General features: G+C 39.0%; 20 protein-coding genes. 16 read left to right on the top strand and 4 right to left on the bottom strand.

The genetic code is table 11. The features are described 5' to 3' along the window. Positions 1–2 precede the first annotated feature (2 nt). From modB to NXS11_RS03810, 4 genes are all read left to right on the top strand, one after another. Complete coding sequence (modB, locus tag NXS11_RS03825; RefSeq protein ID WP_259199116.1) at positions 3–674, top strand: molybdate ABC transporter permease subunit; 672 nt, start codon at positions 3–5, stop codon at positions 672–674. Beyond that, on the top strand, positions 675–1280 hold the full coding sequence (locus tag NXS11_RS03820; protein WP_259199115.1) for an ATP-binding cassette domain-containing protein: 606 nt from the start codon (positions 675–677) through the stop codon (positions 1278–1280). Between the two features lie 387 nt (positions 1281–1667). Next, the gene (locus NXS11_RS03815; protein ID WP_259199114.1) at positions 1668–2672 is read left to right on the top strand and encodes a ThiF family adenylyltransferase; all 1005 of its coding nucleotides are present in this window, start codon (positions 1668–1670) and stop codon (positions 2670–2672) included. Positions 2673–2693: 21 nt separating this feature from the next. Continuing rightward, on the top strand, positions 2694–3194 hold the full coding sequence (locus NXS11_RS03810; RefSeq protein ID WP_259199112.1) for a MogA/MoaB family molybdenum cofactor biosynthesis protein: 501 nt from the start codon (positions 2694–2696) through the stop codon (positions 3192–3194). 109 nt (positions 3195–3303) lie between these two features. On the opposite strand, the gene moaC is transcribed toward NXS11_RS03810, so the two are convergent. After that, the gene (moaC, locus tag NXS11_RS03805; RefSeq protein ID WP_259199110.1) at positions 3304–3780 is read right to left on the bottom strand and encodes a cyclic pyranopterin monophosphate synthase MoaC; all 477 of its coding nucleotides are present in this window, start codon (positions 3778–3780) and stop codon (positions 3304–3306) included. A gap of 68 nt (positions 3781–3848) precedes the next feature. Here moaC and NXS11_RS03800 point away from each other — a divergent pair, with 68 nt between their 5' ends. From NXS11_RS03800 to moaA, 6 genes are read left to right on the top strand one after another with little or no spacing between them, the layout of a single operon-like run. Further along, complete coding sequence (locus NXS11_RS03800; protein WP_259199109.1) at positions 3849–5108, top strand: molybdopterin molybdotransferase MoeA; 1260 nt, start codon at positions 3849–3851, stop codon at positions 5106–5108. Next, a complete protein-coding gene (gene mobB / locus NXS11_RS03795; RefSeq protein WP_259199108.1) occupies positions 5105–5575 on the top strand; it encodes a molybdopterin-guanine dinucleotide biosynthesis protein B in 471 nt (156 codons plus the stop codon). Before NXS11_RS03800 ends, mobB begins: the two co-directional genes overlap by 4 nt. 10 nt (positions 5576–5585) lie before the next feature. Next, positions 5586–6041: a molybdenum cofactor biosynthesis protein MoaE gene (locus NXS11_RS03790; protein ID WP_259199107.1), complete on the top strand. Its 456-nt coding sequence runs from the start codon at positions 5586–5588 to the stop codon at positions 6039–6041. Further along, positions 6038–6271: a molybdopterin converting factor subunit 1 gene (moaD, locus tag NXS11_RS03785; protein ID WP_259199106.1), complete on the top strand. Its 234-nt coding sequence runs from the start codon at positions 6038–6040 to the stop codon at positions 6269–6271. The genes NXS11_RS03790 and moaD overlap by 4 nt, the downstream gene beginning before the upstream one ends. An 8-nt stretch (positions 6272–6279) precedes the next feature. Then, complete coding sequence (gene mobA / locus NXS11_RS03780) at positions 6280–6882, top strand: molybdenum cofactor guanylyltransferase MobA (protein WP_259199104.1); 603 nt, start codon at positions 6280–6282, stop codon at positions 6880–6882. Between the two features lie 21 nt (positions 6883–6903). Then, positions 6904–7926: a GTP 3',8-cyclase MoaA gene (gene moaA / locus NXS11_RS03775; protein WP_259199103.1), complete on the top strand. Its 1023-nt coding sequence runs from the start codon at positions 6904–6906 to the stop codon at positions 7924–7926. Positions 7927–7980: 54 nt separating this feature from the next. Here moaA and NXS11_RS03770 read toward each other — a convergent pair whose 3' ends face one another. Continuing rightward, on the bottom strand, positions 7981–8424 hold the full coding sequence (locus tag NXS11_RS03770; protein WP_259199101.1) for a MarR family winged helix-turn-helix transcriptional regulator: 444 nt from the start codon (positions 8422–8424) through the stop codon (positions 7981–7983). 139 nt (positions 8425–8563) lie between these two features. On the opposite strand from NXS11_RS03770, the gene NXS11_RS03765 reads away from it, so the two are divergent. The 4 genes from NXS11_RS03765 (at position 8564) to NXS11_RS03750 (ending at position 15290) form a co-directional block, all read left to right on the top strand. Then, positions 8564–9331: a VOC family protein gene (locus NXS11_RS03765; RefSeq protein ID WP_259199099.1), complete on the top strand. Its 768-nt coding sequence runs from the start codon at positions 8564–8566 to the stop codon at positions 9329–9331. Positions 9332–9489: 158 nt separating this feature from the next. After that, complete coding sequence (locus NXS11_RS03760) at positions 9490–10749, top strand: lipid II:glycine glycyltransferase FemX (protein WP_259199098.1); 1260 nt, start codon at positions 9490–9492, stop codon at positions 10747–10749. 155 nt (positions 10750–10904) lie between these two features. Next, on the top strand, positions 10905–14030 hold the full coding sequence (locus tag NXS11_RS03755; protein ID WP_259199097.1) for an efflux RND transporter permease subunit: 3126 nt from the start codon (positions 10905–10907) through the stop codon (positions 14028–14030). Between the two features lie 105 nt (positions 14031–14135). Further along, positions 14136–15290: an aminotransferase class I/II-fold pyridoxal phosphate-dependent enzyme gene (locus NXS11_RS03750; protein ID WP_259199096.1), complete on the top strand. Its 1155-nt coding sequence runs from the start codon at positions 14136–14138 to the stop codon at positions 15288–15290. Positions 15291–15353: 63 nt separating this feature from the next. Here NXS11_RS03750 and mspA read toward each other — a convergent pair whose 3' ends face one another. Together mspA and NXS11_RS03740 are read right to left on the bottom strand one after the other, a co-directional pair. Next, positions 15354–15671, bottom strand: a complete 318-nt coding sequence (mspA, locus tag NXS11_RS03745) for a membrane stabilizing protein MspA (RefSeq protein WP_259199095.1) — start codon at positions 15669–15671, stop codon at positions 15354–15356. Between the two features lie 144 nt (positions 15672–15815). Further along, positions 15816–16001 carry an SE1832 family protein gene (locus tag NXS11_RS03740; RefSeq protein ID WP_259199094.1) on the bottom strand — a complete coding sequence of 62 codons (186 nt, stop codon included), beginning with the start codon at positions 15999–16001 and terminating at the stop codon, positions 15816–15818. Positions 16002–16110: 109 nt separating this feature from the next. Here NXS11_RS03740 and NXS11_RS03735 point away from each other — a divergent pair, with 109 nt between their 5' ends. Beyond that, entirely contained in the window at positions 16111–17025 is a 915-nt protein-coding gene (locus tag NXS11_RS03735; RefSeq protein ID WP_259199091.1) for an AEC family transporter, read from the top strand. A 240-nt stretch (positions 17026–17265) separates the two neighbouring features. Next, a complete protein-coding gene (locus tag NXS11_RS03730; RefSeq protein ID WP_259199090.1) occupies positions 17266–19398 on the top strand; it encodes a DNA topoisomerase III in 2133 nt (710 codons plus the stop codon). The last annotated feature ends 22 nt before the right edge of the window (positions 19399–19420 follow it).

Genomic DNA, 19420 nt, shown 5'->3' with positions numbered 1-19420 from the left:
TGATGCCAGAACTTACGCCTTTTTGGATTTCTTTGCGAGTTGCACTCATCAGCACAGTGATTGTTGTATTGTTTGCAACAGTTGCTGCCAAGTTGTTATACAATAAGCAAGGGAAGCTGGTTAAGTTTTGTGAGAGTTTGGTTCTTTTACCTATTGTATTGCCGCCAACTGTGATGGGATTTTTATTGCTCATTGTCTTTTCGGTTAATGGGGTGATAGGTCACTTCATAACAGATATATTAGGACTTAAAGTCGTTTTTACCTTAACAGGCGCAGTGATTGCATCTGTTATTGTAAGTTTTCCATTGATGTATCAACATGCGGTACAAGGGTTTCGAAATATTGATACTAAGATGTTGAATACAGCTAGAACAATGGGGGCTTCAGAATGGAAAATCTTTTATCGATTGATTTTACCGTTATCCAAACGTGCCTTGATCTCTGGCGCAATGATGGCTTTTGCACGTGCAATTGGTGAGTTTGGTGCAACATTAATGGTAGCAGGTTATATTCCTGGGAAGACCAATACTTTACCACTTGAAATATATTTCCTTGTTCAGCAAGGTAAAGAGCATCAAGCATGGTTGTGGGTGCTTGTACTTGTCGCATTTGCAGTGACTGTGATGGGAACTATGAATATGTTGAATAAGGACCATTATCGCGAGGTGAAATAAGTGCTAGAGATACAACTGGACAAAGTCATTAATGACAACCGCATTTCGTTTCATATATCGGCAAAAGCACCTAAGATTTATGCGTTACAAGGCGCATCAGGTATTGGCAAAACGACATGTCTTAACATGATTGCAGGTATTCAAGCACCAGATGTAGGATATGTACGCATACATCAACGAACGCTTGTTGATATAAGTAATCAAGTGATGATACCGATTCGAGATCGACGTATTGGTTATCTTTTTCAAGATTATCAGCTTTTCCCGCATATGACGATTCGTCAAAATATTACTTTTATGACGGCGTGGAATGATCATATTGAGGCATTGACAGAAGCGTTGAAAATTACACATATACTTGATGCATATCCTATCCGCTGTTCAGGTGGAGAGAAGCAACGTGCCGCATTAGCAAGAGCACTGAGTACAAAACCAGACTTGTTATTGTTGGATGAACCGTTTTCGAGTTTAGATGATATATCAAAACAAGAAAGTATGACACTTGTGCAACAGATTTTTGAAACGTGGCGTATACCGATTATTTTTGTGACACACTCTCAGCAAGAAGCACAGCAACTTGCACATGAGGTAATTACAATTGCATAAAAATGAGATAGATGCATGCTGGTTATAAGGCATGTGTCTATTTTTTAATGTACACATTATCTGTGAATCGATTGTTTTATTGATTGGAGAAGGGGGCATTAATAAAATGACTGTTCAAAGAGGAGAGATGATATAGAAGTAAGTACCTTCCCAGAGTGAAAATACGTTTTTCAAGTTTTTTATTTTTACTCAACCTTTCTCACTTTCAATGATTACTCGAATCTGTGCAAGTTCTAACCGATTGATTAAAAGATAGGGAAAATACGCAATGAAAGTATTGAAATGCCTAATTGTCAGGTAGGATATTATACGTTTAAATGATTGAGAGTAGAACTACAACACCGTATAATGGTAAGAGATTATAAAATGTAAGAAAGGTTCAGAACAATGACACAAAATCGCTATTCACGGCAGATATTATTTGACGGCATTGGACAAAAAGGACAACAGAAGATTAATCGTAAAGCTGTACTGATAGTGGGTATGGGTGCATTGGGAACACATCTAGCTGAAGGATTAGTGCGCGCAGGTATTGGAACACTGTATATCGTTGATCGCGATTATATTGAATATTCAAATTTGCAACGACAAACATTGTTTAATGAAAGAGATGCTGAACGTCAAGTGCCTAAAGTCATTGCAGCACAAAAAGCTTTACAGGCTATTCGTCGTGATGTTGTTATCACTGCATTTGTTGAACATGTGGATGGTACATTTTTAGAGCAATACGTGCCACAAGTCGACCTTATTTTAGATGCGACAGATAACTTTGAAACACGTATGATGATTAACGATGCTGCCTATGCACATGGCAAACCTTGGATTTATGGCGGAGTAGTCCGGAGTACGTATGTTGAAGCACCTTTCATTCCTGGGCAAACGCCATGTTTTCAATGCTTAATACCACAGATTCCAGCGATGAACTTAACTTGTGATACAGTAGGGGTGATTCAACCAGCTGTGACGATGACAACGAGTTTACAATTAAGAGATGCGTTGAAAGTTTTAACAGATACTTCTGTGATGCCTAAGCTAACGTATGGCGATTTATGGGATGGTACACATCAGACATTTGGCTTTGGTCGTATGCAGCGAGAAGCTTGTTCGACATGTGGGAAGCATCCAGAATATCCTTATTTACAGCAGCGTCCAACTAATTATGCGTCATTATGTGGTCGAGATACAGTGCAATATCAGCATGAAGGGTTAACGTATGAACAATTAGAAGCGTATTTGAAGTCATGTCATATGGCATATCATACGAACGGTTACTTATTGCAATTTGAATATAAAGGTCATCGTATTGTTGCCTTTCAAAATGGACGTTTACTCATCCATGGTATGCGTGAAGTGCAGCAAGCGAAGAAGTTGATACATCAATTATTTGGCTAAGCCTCAATAAGGAGAGATATCATGCATACTAATGTGAAGTTAGATAGAATCATACGCTGTGCCGTACTGACGGTTTCTGATACACGTACACTTGAAACGGATAAAGGCGGTCAATTAGTTAAAACGTTGCTCGAAACGATAAACACGGAAATTCAAGCCGATCATTATCGAATTGTAAAAGATGACAAGACAGAGATTCAGTCACAATTATATACGTGGTTAACTGAAGATATTGATGTGATTATTACAACGGGTGGGACAGGCATTGCGCCTAGAGATGTCACAATAGAGTCCGTCACGCCCTTTTTGACGAAAGAAATAGAAGGATTTGGGGAGCTATTTCGATATTTAAGTTATGCCGAAGATGTGGGGACACGTGCTTTGTTATCCCGTGCAGTTGGTGGCACAATTGGCAATAAGTTGATTTTTTGTTTACCGGGTTCTACTGGAGCAGTGAAACTTGGTATGAATCGACTGATATTGCCAGAATTGAATCATCTTGTACATGAATTAAATAAGTGAATGATCAAAAAGTGGAAATATGACGCCTGAACATGGACGTCCGGAGTGAAAAAGCTTAAAAAGCGTATTTACACTCCGGTCAGTTGCAATCTTTTACATTTTTTGTCAATTAGCGTTGAAAATCAGACTTTCCGCCAGTTTTTTTGATGAGATAGGTTTCACCAATAATCATCCCTTTATCAACCGCTTTGCACATATCGTAGACTGTCAATGCAGTAGCAGAGGCAGCTGTTAATGCTTCCATTTCAACCCCTGTTTGCCCTGTTGTTGAGACAGTTGTTTCTATTTGTAAGATAAATTGGTCATTGGCTGTATCCCAATCAAAGGAGACATCGACGCCTGATATTGGAAGAGGGTGGCACATGGGGATGATTGAAGCGGTATTTTTCGCTGCCATAATCCCAGCAATTTGTGCGGTGTTCAGGACGTTGCCTTTTTTGTTTGTATTATCTGTGATTTGTTGATAGATTGTTTGATTGACTATAATGCTTGAACGTGCGATAGCCGTCCTTTTTGTAATAGATTTGTTAGAGACGTCTACCATTTTGGCATTGCCTTGTTGATTCAAATGTGTGAATTCAGACATGTTATTCCTCCTTTAAGATGCAAGGTAAGTATAGCATGATTCAAAATTTTTGTTAGGAGTGGAAGAGTATGCCTGTTGAAAAAAGACATCCAATCCCAGTGAAGGAAGCGATACATCGTGTATTGCAACAAGATATTTATACAGAGCAGACGCGTGTGAGTTTATATGAGAGTGAAGGTTATATTTTGGCTGAGGATATTGTTGCAACACATGATATTCCACGTTTTGATAAGTCACCCTATGATGGTTTCGCTATTCGCAGTGAAGATTCACAAGGTGCGAGTACTAATAATCGTATTGCGTTCGAAGTCATTGATCATATCGGTGCGGGAAGCGTATCGAAAAAAACAATACAGCCAGGACAAGCGGTGCGTATTATGACAGGTGCGCAGTTGCCAGAGGGAGCCGATGCAGTAGTTATGTTGGAACAAACGGTTGAAACGGCAAAAGGGTTCACATTGCGCAAAGCATTTGAAAGATTAGAAAATGTGTCAGTGAAAGGTGAAGAGACAGCAACCGGAGACGTTGTACTACATAGAGGACAACGCATTAATGCAGGTGCTGTTGCAGTGCTGGCGACGTTTGGTTATGCTGAAGTTCCTGTTTATCGTAAGCCTACTGTTGCAATTATTGCGACAGGCAGTGAGTTGTTAGATGTAGAAGACGATTTAGAGCCGGGCAAAATACGTAACTCTAATGGGCCAATGATTGCTGCTTTACTACAAAAAGAAGGCATAGATGTGGTACGCTACAACATACAAATGGATGATTATGATAGTAGTTTGTCAGTGATTTCTTCAGCGCTCGAACAACATGATATGGTCATTACAACAGGTGGCGTATCAGTTGGGGACTTCGATTATTTACCAGACATCTATCAAGCGCTAGAAGCGGAGGTATTATTCAACAAAATTGCAATGCGTCCCGGAAGTGTGACAACGGTTGCTGTGGCACAAGGGAAATACCTGTTCGGATTATCTGGGAACCCATCCGCATGCTATTCAGGCTATGAATTACTTACTAAACCAGCTATTTATCATATGATGGGAGCGTTGTGTTGCTATCCGGCAATCGTACGTGCGACATTGATGACAGATTTCAAAAAAGCGAACCCATTTACACGGTTTGTACGTGCCAATGTAACACTGACAGGACGAGAGGCAACTGTACGCCCTTCAGGATTTAACAAATCAGGCGCAGTGGTTGCTATTGCACATAGCAATGGCATAATGATGTTACCTGGAGGCACAAGAGGCTATCATGCGGGACATCAAGTGGATGTATTGTTAACATCAGTTGAAATGTATCAACAGGAGTTATATATATGATTTTGCAGATTGTTGGGTATAAAAATAGCGGTAAAACAACTTTGATGACACATGCAGTGAAAAGTTTAAAAGCAGCAGGGCATTCAGTTGTAACGGTGAAGCATCATGGGCATATTGGCGAAGAAATTGTATTGCCAGAGCGTCAAGTCGACCATATGCGCCATTTTGAGGCTGGAGCTGACCAAAGCATTGTGCAAGGACATGATTATGTTGAAAGTATTGAGCGCAACCGCTACTCAACATTAGAGGACTTGTTGGCAGAATGTGTGACGATTGCGCATAGTGTGATTTTAGTGGAAGGTTATAAAGAAGCATTATATCCCAAGGTCATTGTTTATCGAGATGAAGCTGAGTTGCTCGCATTACAACAGCTATACAATGTACAATATGCGATACAACGAACGATAGATGGATTCGATTATAAACAATTCGACGCATGGCTTACACAGTGGATTAAAGAAAGCTAGGAGAGATAAGATGAAGCAATATGAAGTAACAACGGCGCCAATTGAACCAGAACAATATCGCCAGTGGACATTGAATGAGAAGCAAGGTGCAGTGGTTGTATTTACCGGTCACGTTCGAGAGTGGACGAAAGGGATTCGTACGGAATATCTCGAATATGAGGCGTATGTACCAATGGCTGAGAAAAAACTTGCGCAGATTGGCGAGGAAATCAGCGCACGTTGGCCGGGAACGATTACGGCGATGGTTCATCGTATTGGTGCATTGGCGATATCAGATATTGCGGTATGCATCAGTGTCTCTTCACCGCACCGCAAAGATGCTTATGCAGCGAATGAGTATGCGATAGAGCGGATTAAAGAAATCGTCCCAATATGGAAAAAAGAAATATGGGAAGATGGTGCAGAATGGCAGGGGCATCAACGTGGTTATCATGAAAATGCTATCGTGAGAGGAGAGTCGTCGTGAAAATACTATATTTTGCCGAAATAAAAGAAAAACTGAATCGCGCAGAAGATACATTGCATTTTGATTATGAGATAACAGTTGCCGAATTAAAAAAACATTTGTATGGGACGTATCCAGTGATTCAAGGCAAGTCTTTTCAAGTAGCTGTTAACGAAGAGTTTGTTCATGAAGATGCAATTGTAAAGCCGAATGATGTAGTAGCACTCATTCCACCAGTCAGTGGAGGTTAATGATAGAGATGAAAGCAATTATACTAGCAGGTGGGCAGTCAAGGCGCTTTGGCGCACCAAAAGCATTAGCATCCATTCAAGGAGAATTGTTCTACCAGCGCTTAATTCAAACCTTGGAAGCAACTAATATGTTCAGTGAGATTATTATAAGTAGCAATCAACAGTTGGCAAATCATTTCACAGGGCAACGTGTTATCGTTGATTGCGAGATACATCGTGACAAAGGACCGTTGGCAGGCATTTACAGTGTCATGCAGCAAGATGAGGCAGAACTTTACTTTGTCATCTCAGTCGACACACCATTGGTCAATCAAAAAGCAATTAGTCGATTGTATCAATTTATGGTAGCCAACTTGATAGAGTCACAACTTGATATTGCAGGTTTCGCATCAGAAGGTTATCCGATACCAACGATTGCGTTCTATCATCGGAATGTTATGCCAACGATTGCTTCTGTTTTAGCATCAGATGATTTTAGTATGAAACGTGTTTATGAGCAAGTGTCGGCACAATGGTTAGATGTAGAGAAGCTTGATATGCCCCATCAGTGGTATTGCAATATTAATTATCCAGATGATTTAGAACGCTTAGAACAAGGGCTTGTAGAATAAAAGAGCGAAGGAGGGCGCAAGATGACAACACAAATATTAGATAAACTGGGACGACCGATACGTGATCTGCGCATTTCCGTTACAGACCGTTGTAACTTTCGCTGTGATTACTGCATGCCAAAAGAAATCTTTGGGGATGATTATGTATTCTTGCCTAAAAATGAATTGTTAACTTTTGAAGAAATAGTACGAGTGACGCGTATTTATGCACAGCTTGGGGTTAAAAAAGTGCGTATTACAGGCGGGGAACCCTTGTTGCGCCGTGATTTAGATCAGTTAATTAGGCAGATTAATAACATTGAAGGCATTGAGGATATTGGGCTGACAACGAATGGTCTGTTGCTTAAAAAGCATGGACAAAAATTATATGATGCTGGTTTACGTCGCATTAATGTCAGTCTAGACGCAATAGACGATCACTTATTCCAGTCCATCAATAATCGCAATATTAAAGCATCGACCATTCTAGAACAGATTGACTATGCTGTGGAAATTGGTTTGGAAGTAAAAGTTAATGTTGTTATCCAAAAAGGGATAAATGATGATCAAATCGTCCCAATGCTGTCATATTTCAGAAATCAAGACGTTACGATAAGGTTTATTGAGTTTATGGACGTAGGCAATGATAATGGTTGGGACTTCAGCAAGGTTGTGACTAAAGATGAGATGTTAACGATGATTCAACAAGCGTTTGATATTGAGCCGGTTCCACCACGCTATTATGGTGAAGTGGCGAAATATTATCGCCATGTAGGCGCCAAAGCACAATTTGGCTTGATTACAAGTGTATCTGAATCGTTTTGTTCTACATGTACAAGAGCACGTTTATCATCTGATGGTAAACTCTACGGTTGTTTATTCAGCACAGCAGAAGGATTTGATGTGAGAGTTTTGTTGAGAAGAGAGCCTTCAGATGCAAAGGTCAAAGACGAACTAGCGAAATTGTGGCATATTCGAGACGACCGATACTCAGATGAGCGCACAGAACAGACTGTTAAAAATCGACGTAAGAAGAAAATCAACATGAATTATATAGGTGGTTAACGCAAAAGTGCGTCTTGTAGGAATGAACCTTACAATACGCACTTTCTTAACGGTTTACGATTCAAGTTGTTGTACTTGGGCAATCATTCGACGATAGAGTTGATCTAGCAAGTGCATGGTTTGTTCAACTTCTGCTGATGTCATCGGTAGTGTCGCTGCAATTTCTATTTGTTTGTTTTGAATATCTGTTATTAGTTCATGGTAAACTGCTTCTCCTTCAATGGACAAGGTGAGCAGTTTTTCTCTTTTATCTTGACCAGGTTGAATAGAAAGCAATCCGCGTTCGTCTAGTACTTTGAGAATTTTACGTGCTGTTGGTTTTTCAATAGAACGTCTTTTAGAAACTTGAACAAGTGTTGTTTCTGGATGTTGGTGGATATCTTTAAGAATTAACCACTGTGCTGGATGAAGTTGATATGCATCCAAAAGTGGTTGTATTAATTTGACATATGGTCGGTATAGTTTGGTTACATGATCAAATAGATGCATCAGTTGCATACAAGACGCTCCTTTCTAAAGCATAGATAAAGACATTATAACATTTTGATATATGATACGTGCATATAGAACTCATTCGAGCGTTAATGGCCAATTTTTGGTAAAATATATACAACGAATCGTAGTCGGGAGTGGTAACATGGTAGATATCGAATTTGATCATATGATACATTATATAGATGGTTTACAACATTTTGAGTTTCCCGGGAAATATTTGGAGATTCAAAAAGGTGGGCGTCATGAAAATCTAGGAACATTTAATCGTCTCGTCCAGATTGATTTGAGCTATATTGAGTTATTAGATGTTTTTAATCAAGGCAAGATGAAGCAACAATCCAAAACACAAGAAGGTAAATATTCATTTGCGACTTCTATTATTAACCATGGCTACAAGCAAGGCTTCAAAAAAGTATGTTTTAGAACGCATAATATTCAGAAGTTAAAAGAACAATTTTTGGCGCGTGGTCTAGAAGTTGTAGGTCCTGTGCACATGACACGTGAGAATAAAAAGGGACATGAAATTCATTGGCAATTGCTTTACGTTAACAATCATCATTTCGATGTGATGATGCCATTTTTCATTCAATGGGATAAGTCAGATGAAGCGAGAGAGGCAGATTTGAAAGATGCCTTTCAAAGTCAACTATCTATTGATATGATTGAATTTCATTCGCATCAGCGTCAAACAATGGTTGAAAATTGGCAACAGTGGTTTGATATGGAAATCGTTGAAACAGCGGATAAGTATACGATTCTTGAAAGTCCTGCGAAGAAAGTGAAGTTTAAAATTGTAGAGGGTAAAGATGATATGATTGAGGGCGTGCATTTTATAGATACGACAATTCATGCGCCATTGCTCATTAGAACACGTGGTGCAAGTTATCATTTCAAACCTGCACAATCATAATTATATATGAGCAGATAATATATTGAACAACAACGACATCAAGTTGTAAGCTGAGGTATATAGAATTAAGTAAGGCTTAGGTAAGATATGTCTATGCCACTGGTGCCTTGGTTTCATCTAGATACTAAAAGAATGAAAATTTAAAGGAGCTTTATATCATGAAATTGATGAACATAACTGATCAAGCGCATGATGCGTTTGTAAAGTCACACCCTAATGGTGACCTTTTGCAGTTAACACAATGGGGTGAAACAAAAAAACTCACAGGTTGGTATACTAAACGAATCGCAGTGGGAGAAAATAATGAGATTCATGGTGTTGCACAATTATTATTCAAGAAAATTCCACACACACCTTTTACGTTGTGCTATGCTTCAAGAGGTTTTGTTGTCGATTATGCAGATCAACGTGCAGTTAAGACACTGCTAGTCGAGGCAATCCATATTGCTAAACAAGAAAAAGCCTACACAATTAAAATAGACCCAGATGTTGAAGTGGAACAAGGGATGACAGTCGTTCAAGACTTAAAAGGGCTAGGTTTTCGACACAAAGGATTCAAAGATGGATTGTCTAAAGATTATATTCAACCGCGTATGACAATGATTACACCTATTGACAAATCTGATGAAGAACTGATTAAAAGCTTTTCAACGAATAACCGTACAAAAGTTCGTGCAGCGATGAAGAGAGGGACAGTAGTAGAACGTGCTGGTCGTGAACAATTGGGTATCTTTGCTGATTTGATGAAAGAAACAGGTGAACGTGATGGTTTCTTAACGCGTGATATTTCTTATTTTGAGACAATATATGATGCACTTCATCCTGATGGTGATGCAGAGCTGTTTTTAGTGAAGTTAAACCCAGTGCATGTACTAGAAGTGTTGCGTGCGGAAAAGGAACAGTTAAAATCAGAAGAAGCAGCATTATTGAACAAAAATCAAGAAAACAAAAAAGTGCGCAATAAGCTGAAAGATGTACAATTGCAATTGCCTAAAAAACAAGAGGCGATTACAGAAATGGAAGCATTAGCTCAAAAGCATCCAGAAGGTGTATATTTATCCGGTGCGCTGCTTATGTTTTGTGGTAAAAAAGCATATTATTTGTACGGTGCGTCTTCAAACCATTACCGTAAGTTTTTACCAAACCATCATATGCAATTTGAAATGATGAAATATGCACGTGGAAAAGGTGCGACAACTTTTGACTTTGGTGGGACAGACAATGCACCTGATGAAGATTCTGAGCACTATGGATTATGGCAATTCAAACGCATGTGGGGAACATATTTAAGTGAGAAAATAGGAGAATTTGATTATGTCTTAAATCCAATCCTTTATCGTGCGATTGAGCAGTTTAAGCCGCAATTAACAAAATTCAAAATCAAAGTGGTTCGTAAAATTAAAGCGCATAAAAAGTAATTGATAATAGTATGTCCAGCTATGTTGAATCTGAAAAGAAACAATAATGAGCTGGACATTTTTATAGCGTGATACATGATGAACCGTTACAATAGTGTAGGTTACAATAAAATAGACATTGATATATACACTACATATGGGAGGGGTAATAAAGAGTGGTAAAAAAGCTGATTGATTTTTCATTATCCAACAAATTTGCCATTATGTTGATGGTATTGCTAGTGATACTAGGTGGTGTATTTGCAAGCTTTAAGATGAAGTTAGAGCTTTTGCCAGACACGGAACCACCGATGTTGACGATTACAACGACCATGCCAGGGGCAACACCTGAAACAGTTATGAAAGAGGTAAGCAACCCAATCGATGAAGCAATTCGTGGCATGTCTGATGTCTCAAGTGTGAAGACCGAATCACTTGCTAATGCATCGTTGATAACCGTCAAGTTTAATGAACAAACAGACATGGATCGTGCTGAACAGGATATTGATAAGGTATTGAAGAAACTTGAATTTGCTGAAGGGGTTGAAAAGCCTGAGATTCAGCGAAATTCACTTTATGCGTTTCCAGTTGTAGCATATTCAATATTGCATGATAATAATGATATTAAACAAAGTACTAAAGATGTAGAAAACAATTTAATACCGAAATTACAAGAAATTGACGGTGTCCAACGTGCAACAGTTAACGGTCAAACAAGTCGTCGTGTAAAAGTTGAATTTGATGACAAAAAGTTAGGCGCTGCTGGGCTTAGTCAAAAACAGGTCATTGATTACATCGAAGCGGCAACAAAAGAAGTGCCACTTGGTTTGTTCCAATTTGGTGACACTGAAAAGTCTGTCGTGGTAGATGGTCAATTCTCCTCTGTAGATGCACTTAAAAATATGGAAATCCCGCTGTCGATTGCGCAACAACAAAGTGAAGGACAGCAAATGACTTTTGCGCAATCACAAGCAACTCAAACACCCAAGACACAACAATCTGTGGCGTTAAAAGATGTCGCCCAAGTTACGTTAGCAGATGAACGGGAGTCTATTTCACGCACTAACGGTAAAGATGCTGTTGATATCCAAGTGATTAAAGCACAGGATGCTAATACAGTAGCGGTTGCAAAAGAAGTCGATAAAACAATCAAACAGTTCGTAAGTGAGCGTAAACATCTAAAAGCGGTTCAAATTATGGACACAGCAAAACCTATTCAGGATTCATTAAACACGATGATTGAAAAAGCACTCATCGGTTCAATTGTAGCGGTGATTGTTATCATGCTCTTTTTGCGTAACTTCCGTATGACAGCCATCTCAATTGTATCTATTCCATTGTCTCTGCTCATTGCAATGACAGCACTTAAGTTAACTGATGTTTCATTAAATATCTTAACTTTAGGTGCACTTACTGTAGCGATAGGACGTGTGATTGATGATTCTATTGTTGTTATCGAAAATATATACCGTCGATTAACGCGATCAGATGAACGGCTATCAGGAGATAACTTAATTGTTTCAGCAACAAAAGAAGTTTTCATTCCAATCATGTCATCAACTATTGTAACAATTGTGGTATTCGCCCCCCTTGCTTTTGTGACAGGCATGGTAGGGCAGATGTTCCGTCCATTTGCATATGCCATTACATTTAGTTTACTGGCGTCATTGCTCGTATCTATTACAATTGTACCAGTTCTGGGTTCGGTCTTTTTTAAACACGGACTTTCAAAAAAGGCGACAGAGAAGACCGGCTTTGTTAGTCAGCACTATAAGCGTATCTTGAACTGGAGTTTAGATCATAAATGGATTGTCATGTTGCTTAGTACGGTCTTGTTAATTGGCAGTATCGGTTTAGGCATGATGAAAATAGGGACAAGTTTTATTTCTACAGGTGACAACAAATTTATGGCACTCACGTATTCTCCAAAAGCTGGAGAGACTGAAGAGAACGTTTTAAAGCATGCAGAAGCGGTTGAACGCTATTTGCAGAAAAATAAATATGTTGAAAATGTACAATACTCTGTCGGCGGTGCTTCTCCTGTCGATCCAACTGGCAGTACGAATAGTATGGCACTGATGGTACAATATGACACAGAAACACCAAACTTTGATAAAGAGCCACAACGCGTCCTAAACTATATTAAGACATTAAAACATCCAGGAGATTGGAAAAATCTTGATATGAGCACAGGCGCTACGTCTAATGAATTGAACGTTCAAGTTTCAGGCCCTTCACCAGAGCGTCTTGAAGATACAGTAGATAAAGTAACGAAAATGATGCAAGATGTGGATGGTTTAACAAATGTGAAATCGGATCTTGCCGAAACATATGAGCAATATCAGGTTAAAGTGGACACAGATAAAGCAGGAGAATATGGGGTGACTGCAGGCCAACTTGCACAGATGCTGAATGCCAACATTCCTGACATGACAGTGTCAAAAGTTAAAGATCAAGATCAAACATACGATGTAATTGTGAAACAGAAAAAAGAGACAGAATGGACACAACAAAAGTTAGCACAAACACCTATTCCTACAGCAACAGGCAATGTAGTGACGCTCAGTGAAATCGCCACGTTAGAGAAGTCATCAACACCTAACAAGTTGATTAAAGAGGGTGGCGATTATACCACAACTGTAACAGGCAAAATATCTGGTGATGATGTAGGTGCTATATCTCAAGAAGTCATGAAAGGTCTTAACAAAATTGATAAACCTGCTGATATAAAAACGTCATTAGGTGGTACTAATGAAGATATCTCATCTGCCTTTACACAGTTGATGTATGCAATGTTAGCAGCGATTCTTATTGTATATCTCGTCCTTGTGTTGACATTCAAAGGCGGCTTAGCACCATTTACTATCTTATTCTCATTACCTTACACGGTGATTGGTGTTGTGTTCGCATTAATTCTTACAGGTGAGACATTATCTGTTCCGAGCATGATTGGAATGTTAATGTTGATTGGTATAGTTGTAACTAATGCCATCGTGTTGATTGACAGGGTGATTAACAATGAAGCAGCCGGTATGTCAATGAAAGAAGCTTTATTAGAAGCAGGCGGCACGCGTATTCGACCGATTCTAATGACAGCGATTGCTACAATAGGCGCCTTGATTCCGATGTTATTCGGTCAAGACAGTTCTGTACTCATCTCGAAAGGTCTCGCTGCAACAGTAATCGGTGGTCTATTATCTTCAACGTTACTGACATTGATTGTTGTACCAGTTATCTATGAAGTATTATTTACCATTAAAAACAGATTGACTAAAAAGTCTGAAAACATTGACGTACGTTAATTCGTTCTGTAAGATAAAAATATTATAAAATCTCGATACATGAGATAGAGAAGCTGAGGCATACATTGAAATGTCTCAGCTTCTATTCCATACGGGGGAGATAATATGGCTTATACAAATATTTTGAAGCAGATTCCAGATAGTTATTTCGGTAAAACAATGGGAAAAAAGGTTACACATGGTTCGCTACCGTTAATTAACTTGGCGGTAGGTATACCAGATGCTGATACACCACAGCGAATATTAGATGCATTAGCCGAAGCGATTGTTAAACCAGAAAATCAGAAATATCTAGCTTTTCAAGGGAAGGCACATTTTAAGCAAGCAATCGTTGACTTTTATCATCGCCATTTTGGTGTGACGCTCGATCCAGAGACGGAAGTATGTTTATTCTATGGCACAAAGAACGGTTTGGTTGCTTTACCAACATGTGTTATTGAGCCGGGAGATGAAGTATTATTACCGGATCCTGGCTATACAGATTACGAAGCAGGTGTTCATCTTGCGCATGGTATCCCCAAACGCCTCAAGCTATCACCAGCACAACACTATTTACCTGAGTGGGAAAAGGTTGATACATCACAGACAAAGTTAATCTACTTAACCTATCCGAACAATCCAACAGGTTCTGTAGCGACACCAGAATTTTTCCAGAATACTATTGATCGTTTTCATGGTACACAGATTAAGATTGTGCACGACTTTGCATATCAAGCATTTGGCTTTGATACGCCCAACCCAAGTATCCTGGCAGCTAAAGGGGCAAAAGATGTTGCGGTAGAGGTATTTTCTTTCTCTAAAGGTTATAATATGTCAGGTTATCGTGTTGGTTTTGCAGTGGGGAATCCCGAAATAATTGCGAACTTACAAAAATATCATACCCACACCCAAGCTGGAATGTATGGTGCACTGCAAGATGCCTGTACGATAGCGCTAAATGAATGTGATGATGTATTGGTACAACAAAGAGAAGTATTTCGTAAGCGTCGAGATATGATTTCAGATGTATTGACTGAGCATCACATTCCACATGAACCGATAAGAGGGGGCATCTTTTTATGGTTACCAAGCCCACCGCATATGACGAGTGATGATTTTATTGCTTATTTATTACAAGAATTATCGATATTAGCCGCACCGGGTCATCCGTTTGGAGAAGAAGGTGAAGGTTATGTGCGTGTGTCGTTTGCAATTGATGATGAGCAGTTAGCTGAAGCACTCAACCGTTTGGCTACCCTTGAACCACTTTATCGAAAATAATATAACGCCTTTTATGGTACGTGTTATGTAACCATGAAAGGCGTTTGGTATGTCGATATGATTTTATAAGAGAATCAATGTTACTACTATATAGACAACTAAAATTAATAAAGTCATCATATTTAATATTTGCACACCTTTGTGATCATGTTTGAAATGTTTAAAGGCTGTGATTTCTACGTTACCAATTAACATCAACAACACGGCTAGTAACCACCATGTTTGAGATGGATAGTATAAGAGTGATGTTGCAACGACAATGATGAGTAAGACGGCCATTAGGAGGCGTAAAATCTTCGGTAATAAGAGATCCATCTTGAAAATACTGATATATGCTACGATGAGATACATCAGTGGTAACAGAATGAGATAAGCGAACATTAGGATACATCCTTTCTATGTGATGCGCTACTGTAGCTAGTTGCGCCAAACATAACAAATCTATATGGCAAGTGAAAGAAATGATATAGGTCATTCAATCAACGTGCATGTTAATCCGTAAAATTAAGTGAATAATGCGTGATGCTATTGGTTCTTAGCACATGGTGATGTACTGAGTTTTGCGCGCACTTCAGCTATTTGTTGCTCGATGACTTCCAGTTGCTTGATGAGTGGATCTACTTGTTGAGACGTTGACTCTCTTTTCTCTAAGTCACCTTGTAAACGGATATAATCTAATTTGAGCATTTCTAATTGCTGTGCATAGTCCATACAACACCCTCCTTGTTTCAATTGTATTAATTATAGCATGTTACCATTGCAATAATAAAACTTTTTACAGTACGATAAATAAGTACCGTTGATAATTAGGAGGAGACATATGACTGCTAAATTCGTAACCATATTATTATTGATTGCCATTGGTTATCTTTTTAAACGATTAGGATTTATTTCTGGAAAGGACAGCCGAGTCATCTCAATACTTGTACTTAACCTGACGTTGCCAGCGGTAGTTATCGTCAACTTGAACGATGTTGTTCTGACGCCATCGCTCTCCATTTTGCCGATGATGATGGTAGTCTACGGCGTGATTGCGAAAGTGCTGATTGTGTTGATGTTCCTTAAATATAACAATGAAGTGCGTGGTACGATGGCGATGATGATTGGTAGTATGAATATCGGCATTTTTGCTTATCCACTTGTACAACAAATATGGCCTGATAAAGGGCTTATTTATTTTGGAATGGCTGATATTGGTGGGGCAATCGTTATGTTTGGTATGACGTATTTTGCAGGTACGTATTTTCAAAATATCAGTGGAGGTTTAGAGCCTAAAAGAATGTTGCTAAACTTGTTAAAGTCAGTGCCTTTAATGACCTATGTCATCATGCTTTGTCTCAATCTCCTACACATTCATTTACCAAGTCCAGCGATAGACTTTTTTGATGTGATTGGCGCTGCAAATTTACCACTCTCTATGTTGTTGTTAGGCGTACTAATGGACTTTAAGTTAGATCGTCACTTCTTACCACTTACGTTAAAATATCTCGGTGTACATTATGGCTTTGGCTTTATATTCGGAACATTGGTTTATCTGTTTCTACCAGTCGATGATGAAATGATAAAAATAACACTCCAATTGATATGGCTAATGCCAATTGGAGTCGCAGCATTATCCTACGCAGTGGAATTTCGTTATCGTACATTACCTGTGATTGCCATGGCGAGTAATATTACGATTGTTATCAGTATTGTTATATTATATTTATACCAAGCTTTTTTCGTTGGAGGTTAGGACGTTTTCTGTTTCTAAAAAGATTTCATTGACACATGTTAGCGAGACTATCTAGAAGTGTGTATTCTTACTCAAATGCATTTGTATATCAGTTAATATTGCTTGCGTGACTTTAAATAGTTTTTCTGCGTATGTTTTAGTACCGCTATGTCACCCTCATGTTACAATCAACATAAATATGAAAAAACGAATCGAAATAAATGAAGAAATGTTTATAAAAGCACATAAAGGAGTTAGACAATGAAAGCATTAATTTTAGCCGAAAAGCCATCGGTAGGTAGAGATATTGCGAAAGCTTTGCATATCAATACAGCTAAGAATGGTTATTTTGAGAATAATAACTATATTGTGACGTGGGCGCTCGGTCATTTAGTGACGAATGCGACCCCTGAGCAATATGATAAAACGCTTCAACAATGGCGTATGGAAGACCTACCTATATTGCCGAAATACATGAAAACAGTCGTTATTAATAAGACGAGAAAACAATTTAATACCGTTCAACATTTGATGAAACGTGATGATGTAAAGCAAATTATTATTGCAACAGATGCTGGGCGTGAGGGAGAGCTTGTTGCGCGTTTGATTATTGATAAAGCACGTGTTCAAAAACAAATTAAGCGTTTGTGGATTAGCTCTGTTACGACTAAAGCCATACGCGATGGTTTCAAACACCTCAAGGATGGTAAACAATATGATAACTTGTATCAAGCGGCGTTAGCGAGAAGTGAAGCGGATTGGATTGTCGGTATCAATGCGACTCGTGCGCTCACAACAAAATATGATGCGCAACTATCTCTCGGGCGTGTGCAAACACCAACGATTCAACTCATCCATCTTCGTCAACAAGAGATTAAATCCTTCAAGCCACAAGACTATTTCACACTGTCTCTTACTTTGAAAGGGGTTAAGTTCGATTATCAGACTAATCAACGCATTATGAATCGCAGCCAACTAGATACACTTGTGGCACGTCTCAAAGACCAACAAGCGACTATTACATCTGTAGAAAGTAAGCAGAAAAAAACATACCCTAGCACGCTGTTCAACTTAACAGATTTACAACAAGCTGCTTATCAGCGATACCATCTTGGTGCAAAGCAGACGTTGAATACGCTACAACAACTTTATGAACGTCATAAGCTTGTGACTTATCCAAGAACGGATTCTAATTATTTAACGACTGATATGGTTGATACTTTGAAAGAACGATTACAAGCGACGATGGGTACAGACTATCGTGACGTAGCGAAGACGTTAGTCCAACAGAAGTTTGGCGTGAAGGCGAAGTATATTAACAATCAAAAGGTATCGGATCATCATGCGATTATTCCCACGGAGGTTCGCCCTAACATGTCTGATTTAACCCCTACTGAGCAGAAAGTTTATTTACTCATTGTGCAGCGCTTTTTGGAAGTGTTATCACCACCGTACCGTTATATTGAGCAAAAAGTTGTTGCGCAGGTGGGAGATGCAACATTTGTGAATCAGATGCAGCAGCCTGTAGACTTAGGTTTCAAGCGTGTTCAAACGACGGTAATGAATCATGAACAAGCACCGACATTTGAGAAAGGGGAACGTCTAAAGATACAGGCACCAGAGATTCAAACACATCAAACGACACCACCACCGTACTTTAATGAAGGAACTTTATTGAAAGCGATGGAACGACCAGACAAGTTTTTTGAGCTGCGTGACCAAAAGTCAGCCCAGACATTGAAAGCGACGGGAGGGATTGGGACAGTTGCGACTCGAGCAGACATCATTGATAAACTTTACACGATGAATGCAATAGAGAATCAAGGTGGTAACATTAAAGTGACATCTAAGGGGCGACAGATATTGGAGCTGGCTCCAGAAACATTAACTTCTCCGTTGCTGACGGCAGAGTGGGAGGATAAGCTGTTGCGCATTGAAAAGGGGCAACTGCAACGCAAGCAATTTATCGGTGAAATGAAGGAGTTCACACGAAAGATTATTCAGGAGATTAAAAGCAGTGAACAGAAATATAAACATGACAATTTAACTTCTGCAGAATGTCCGACATGTGGCAAGTTCATGTTAAGAGTTAAAACTAAGAATGGTTCAATGCTTGTTTGCCAAGATCCGAGTTGTAAGACGAAGAAAGATGTTAAGACGCAAACTAAAGCGCGTTGCCCACAATGTAAAAAGCGTTTGACAAAGTTTGGCACAGGAAAGAGAGCAACTTACCGTTGTAGCTGTGGATATACAGAGACACAAGAACAAATGGATAAGCGTTTCAAAAACAAAGGAAAAGATAAAGTTTCTAAGCGAGAAATGAAAAAATATATGAAAGATGAGCAATTGGAAAATAATCCATTCAAAGAAGCATTGAAAGGCTTAAAAGGATAAGTGTCTGAAAATCGAACAAAAT

The organism is Staphylococcus americanisciuri (genome assembly GCF_024814435.1).
Lineage (GTDB): Bacteria > Bacillota > Bacilli > Staphylococcales > Staphylococcaceae > Staphylococcus > Staphylococcus americanisciuri.
Note: the sequence above shows the minus strand (reverse complement) of the source record. Positions and strands in the feature narration are given on the sequence as shown.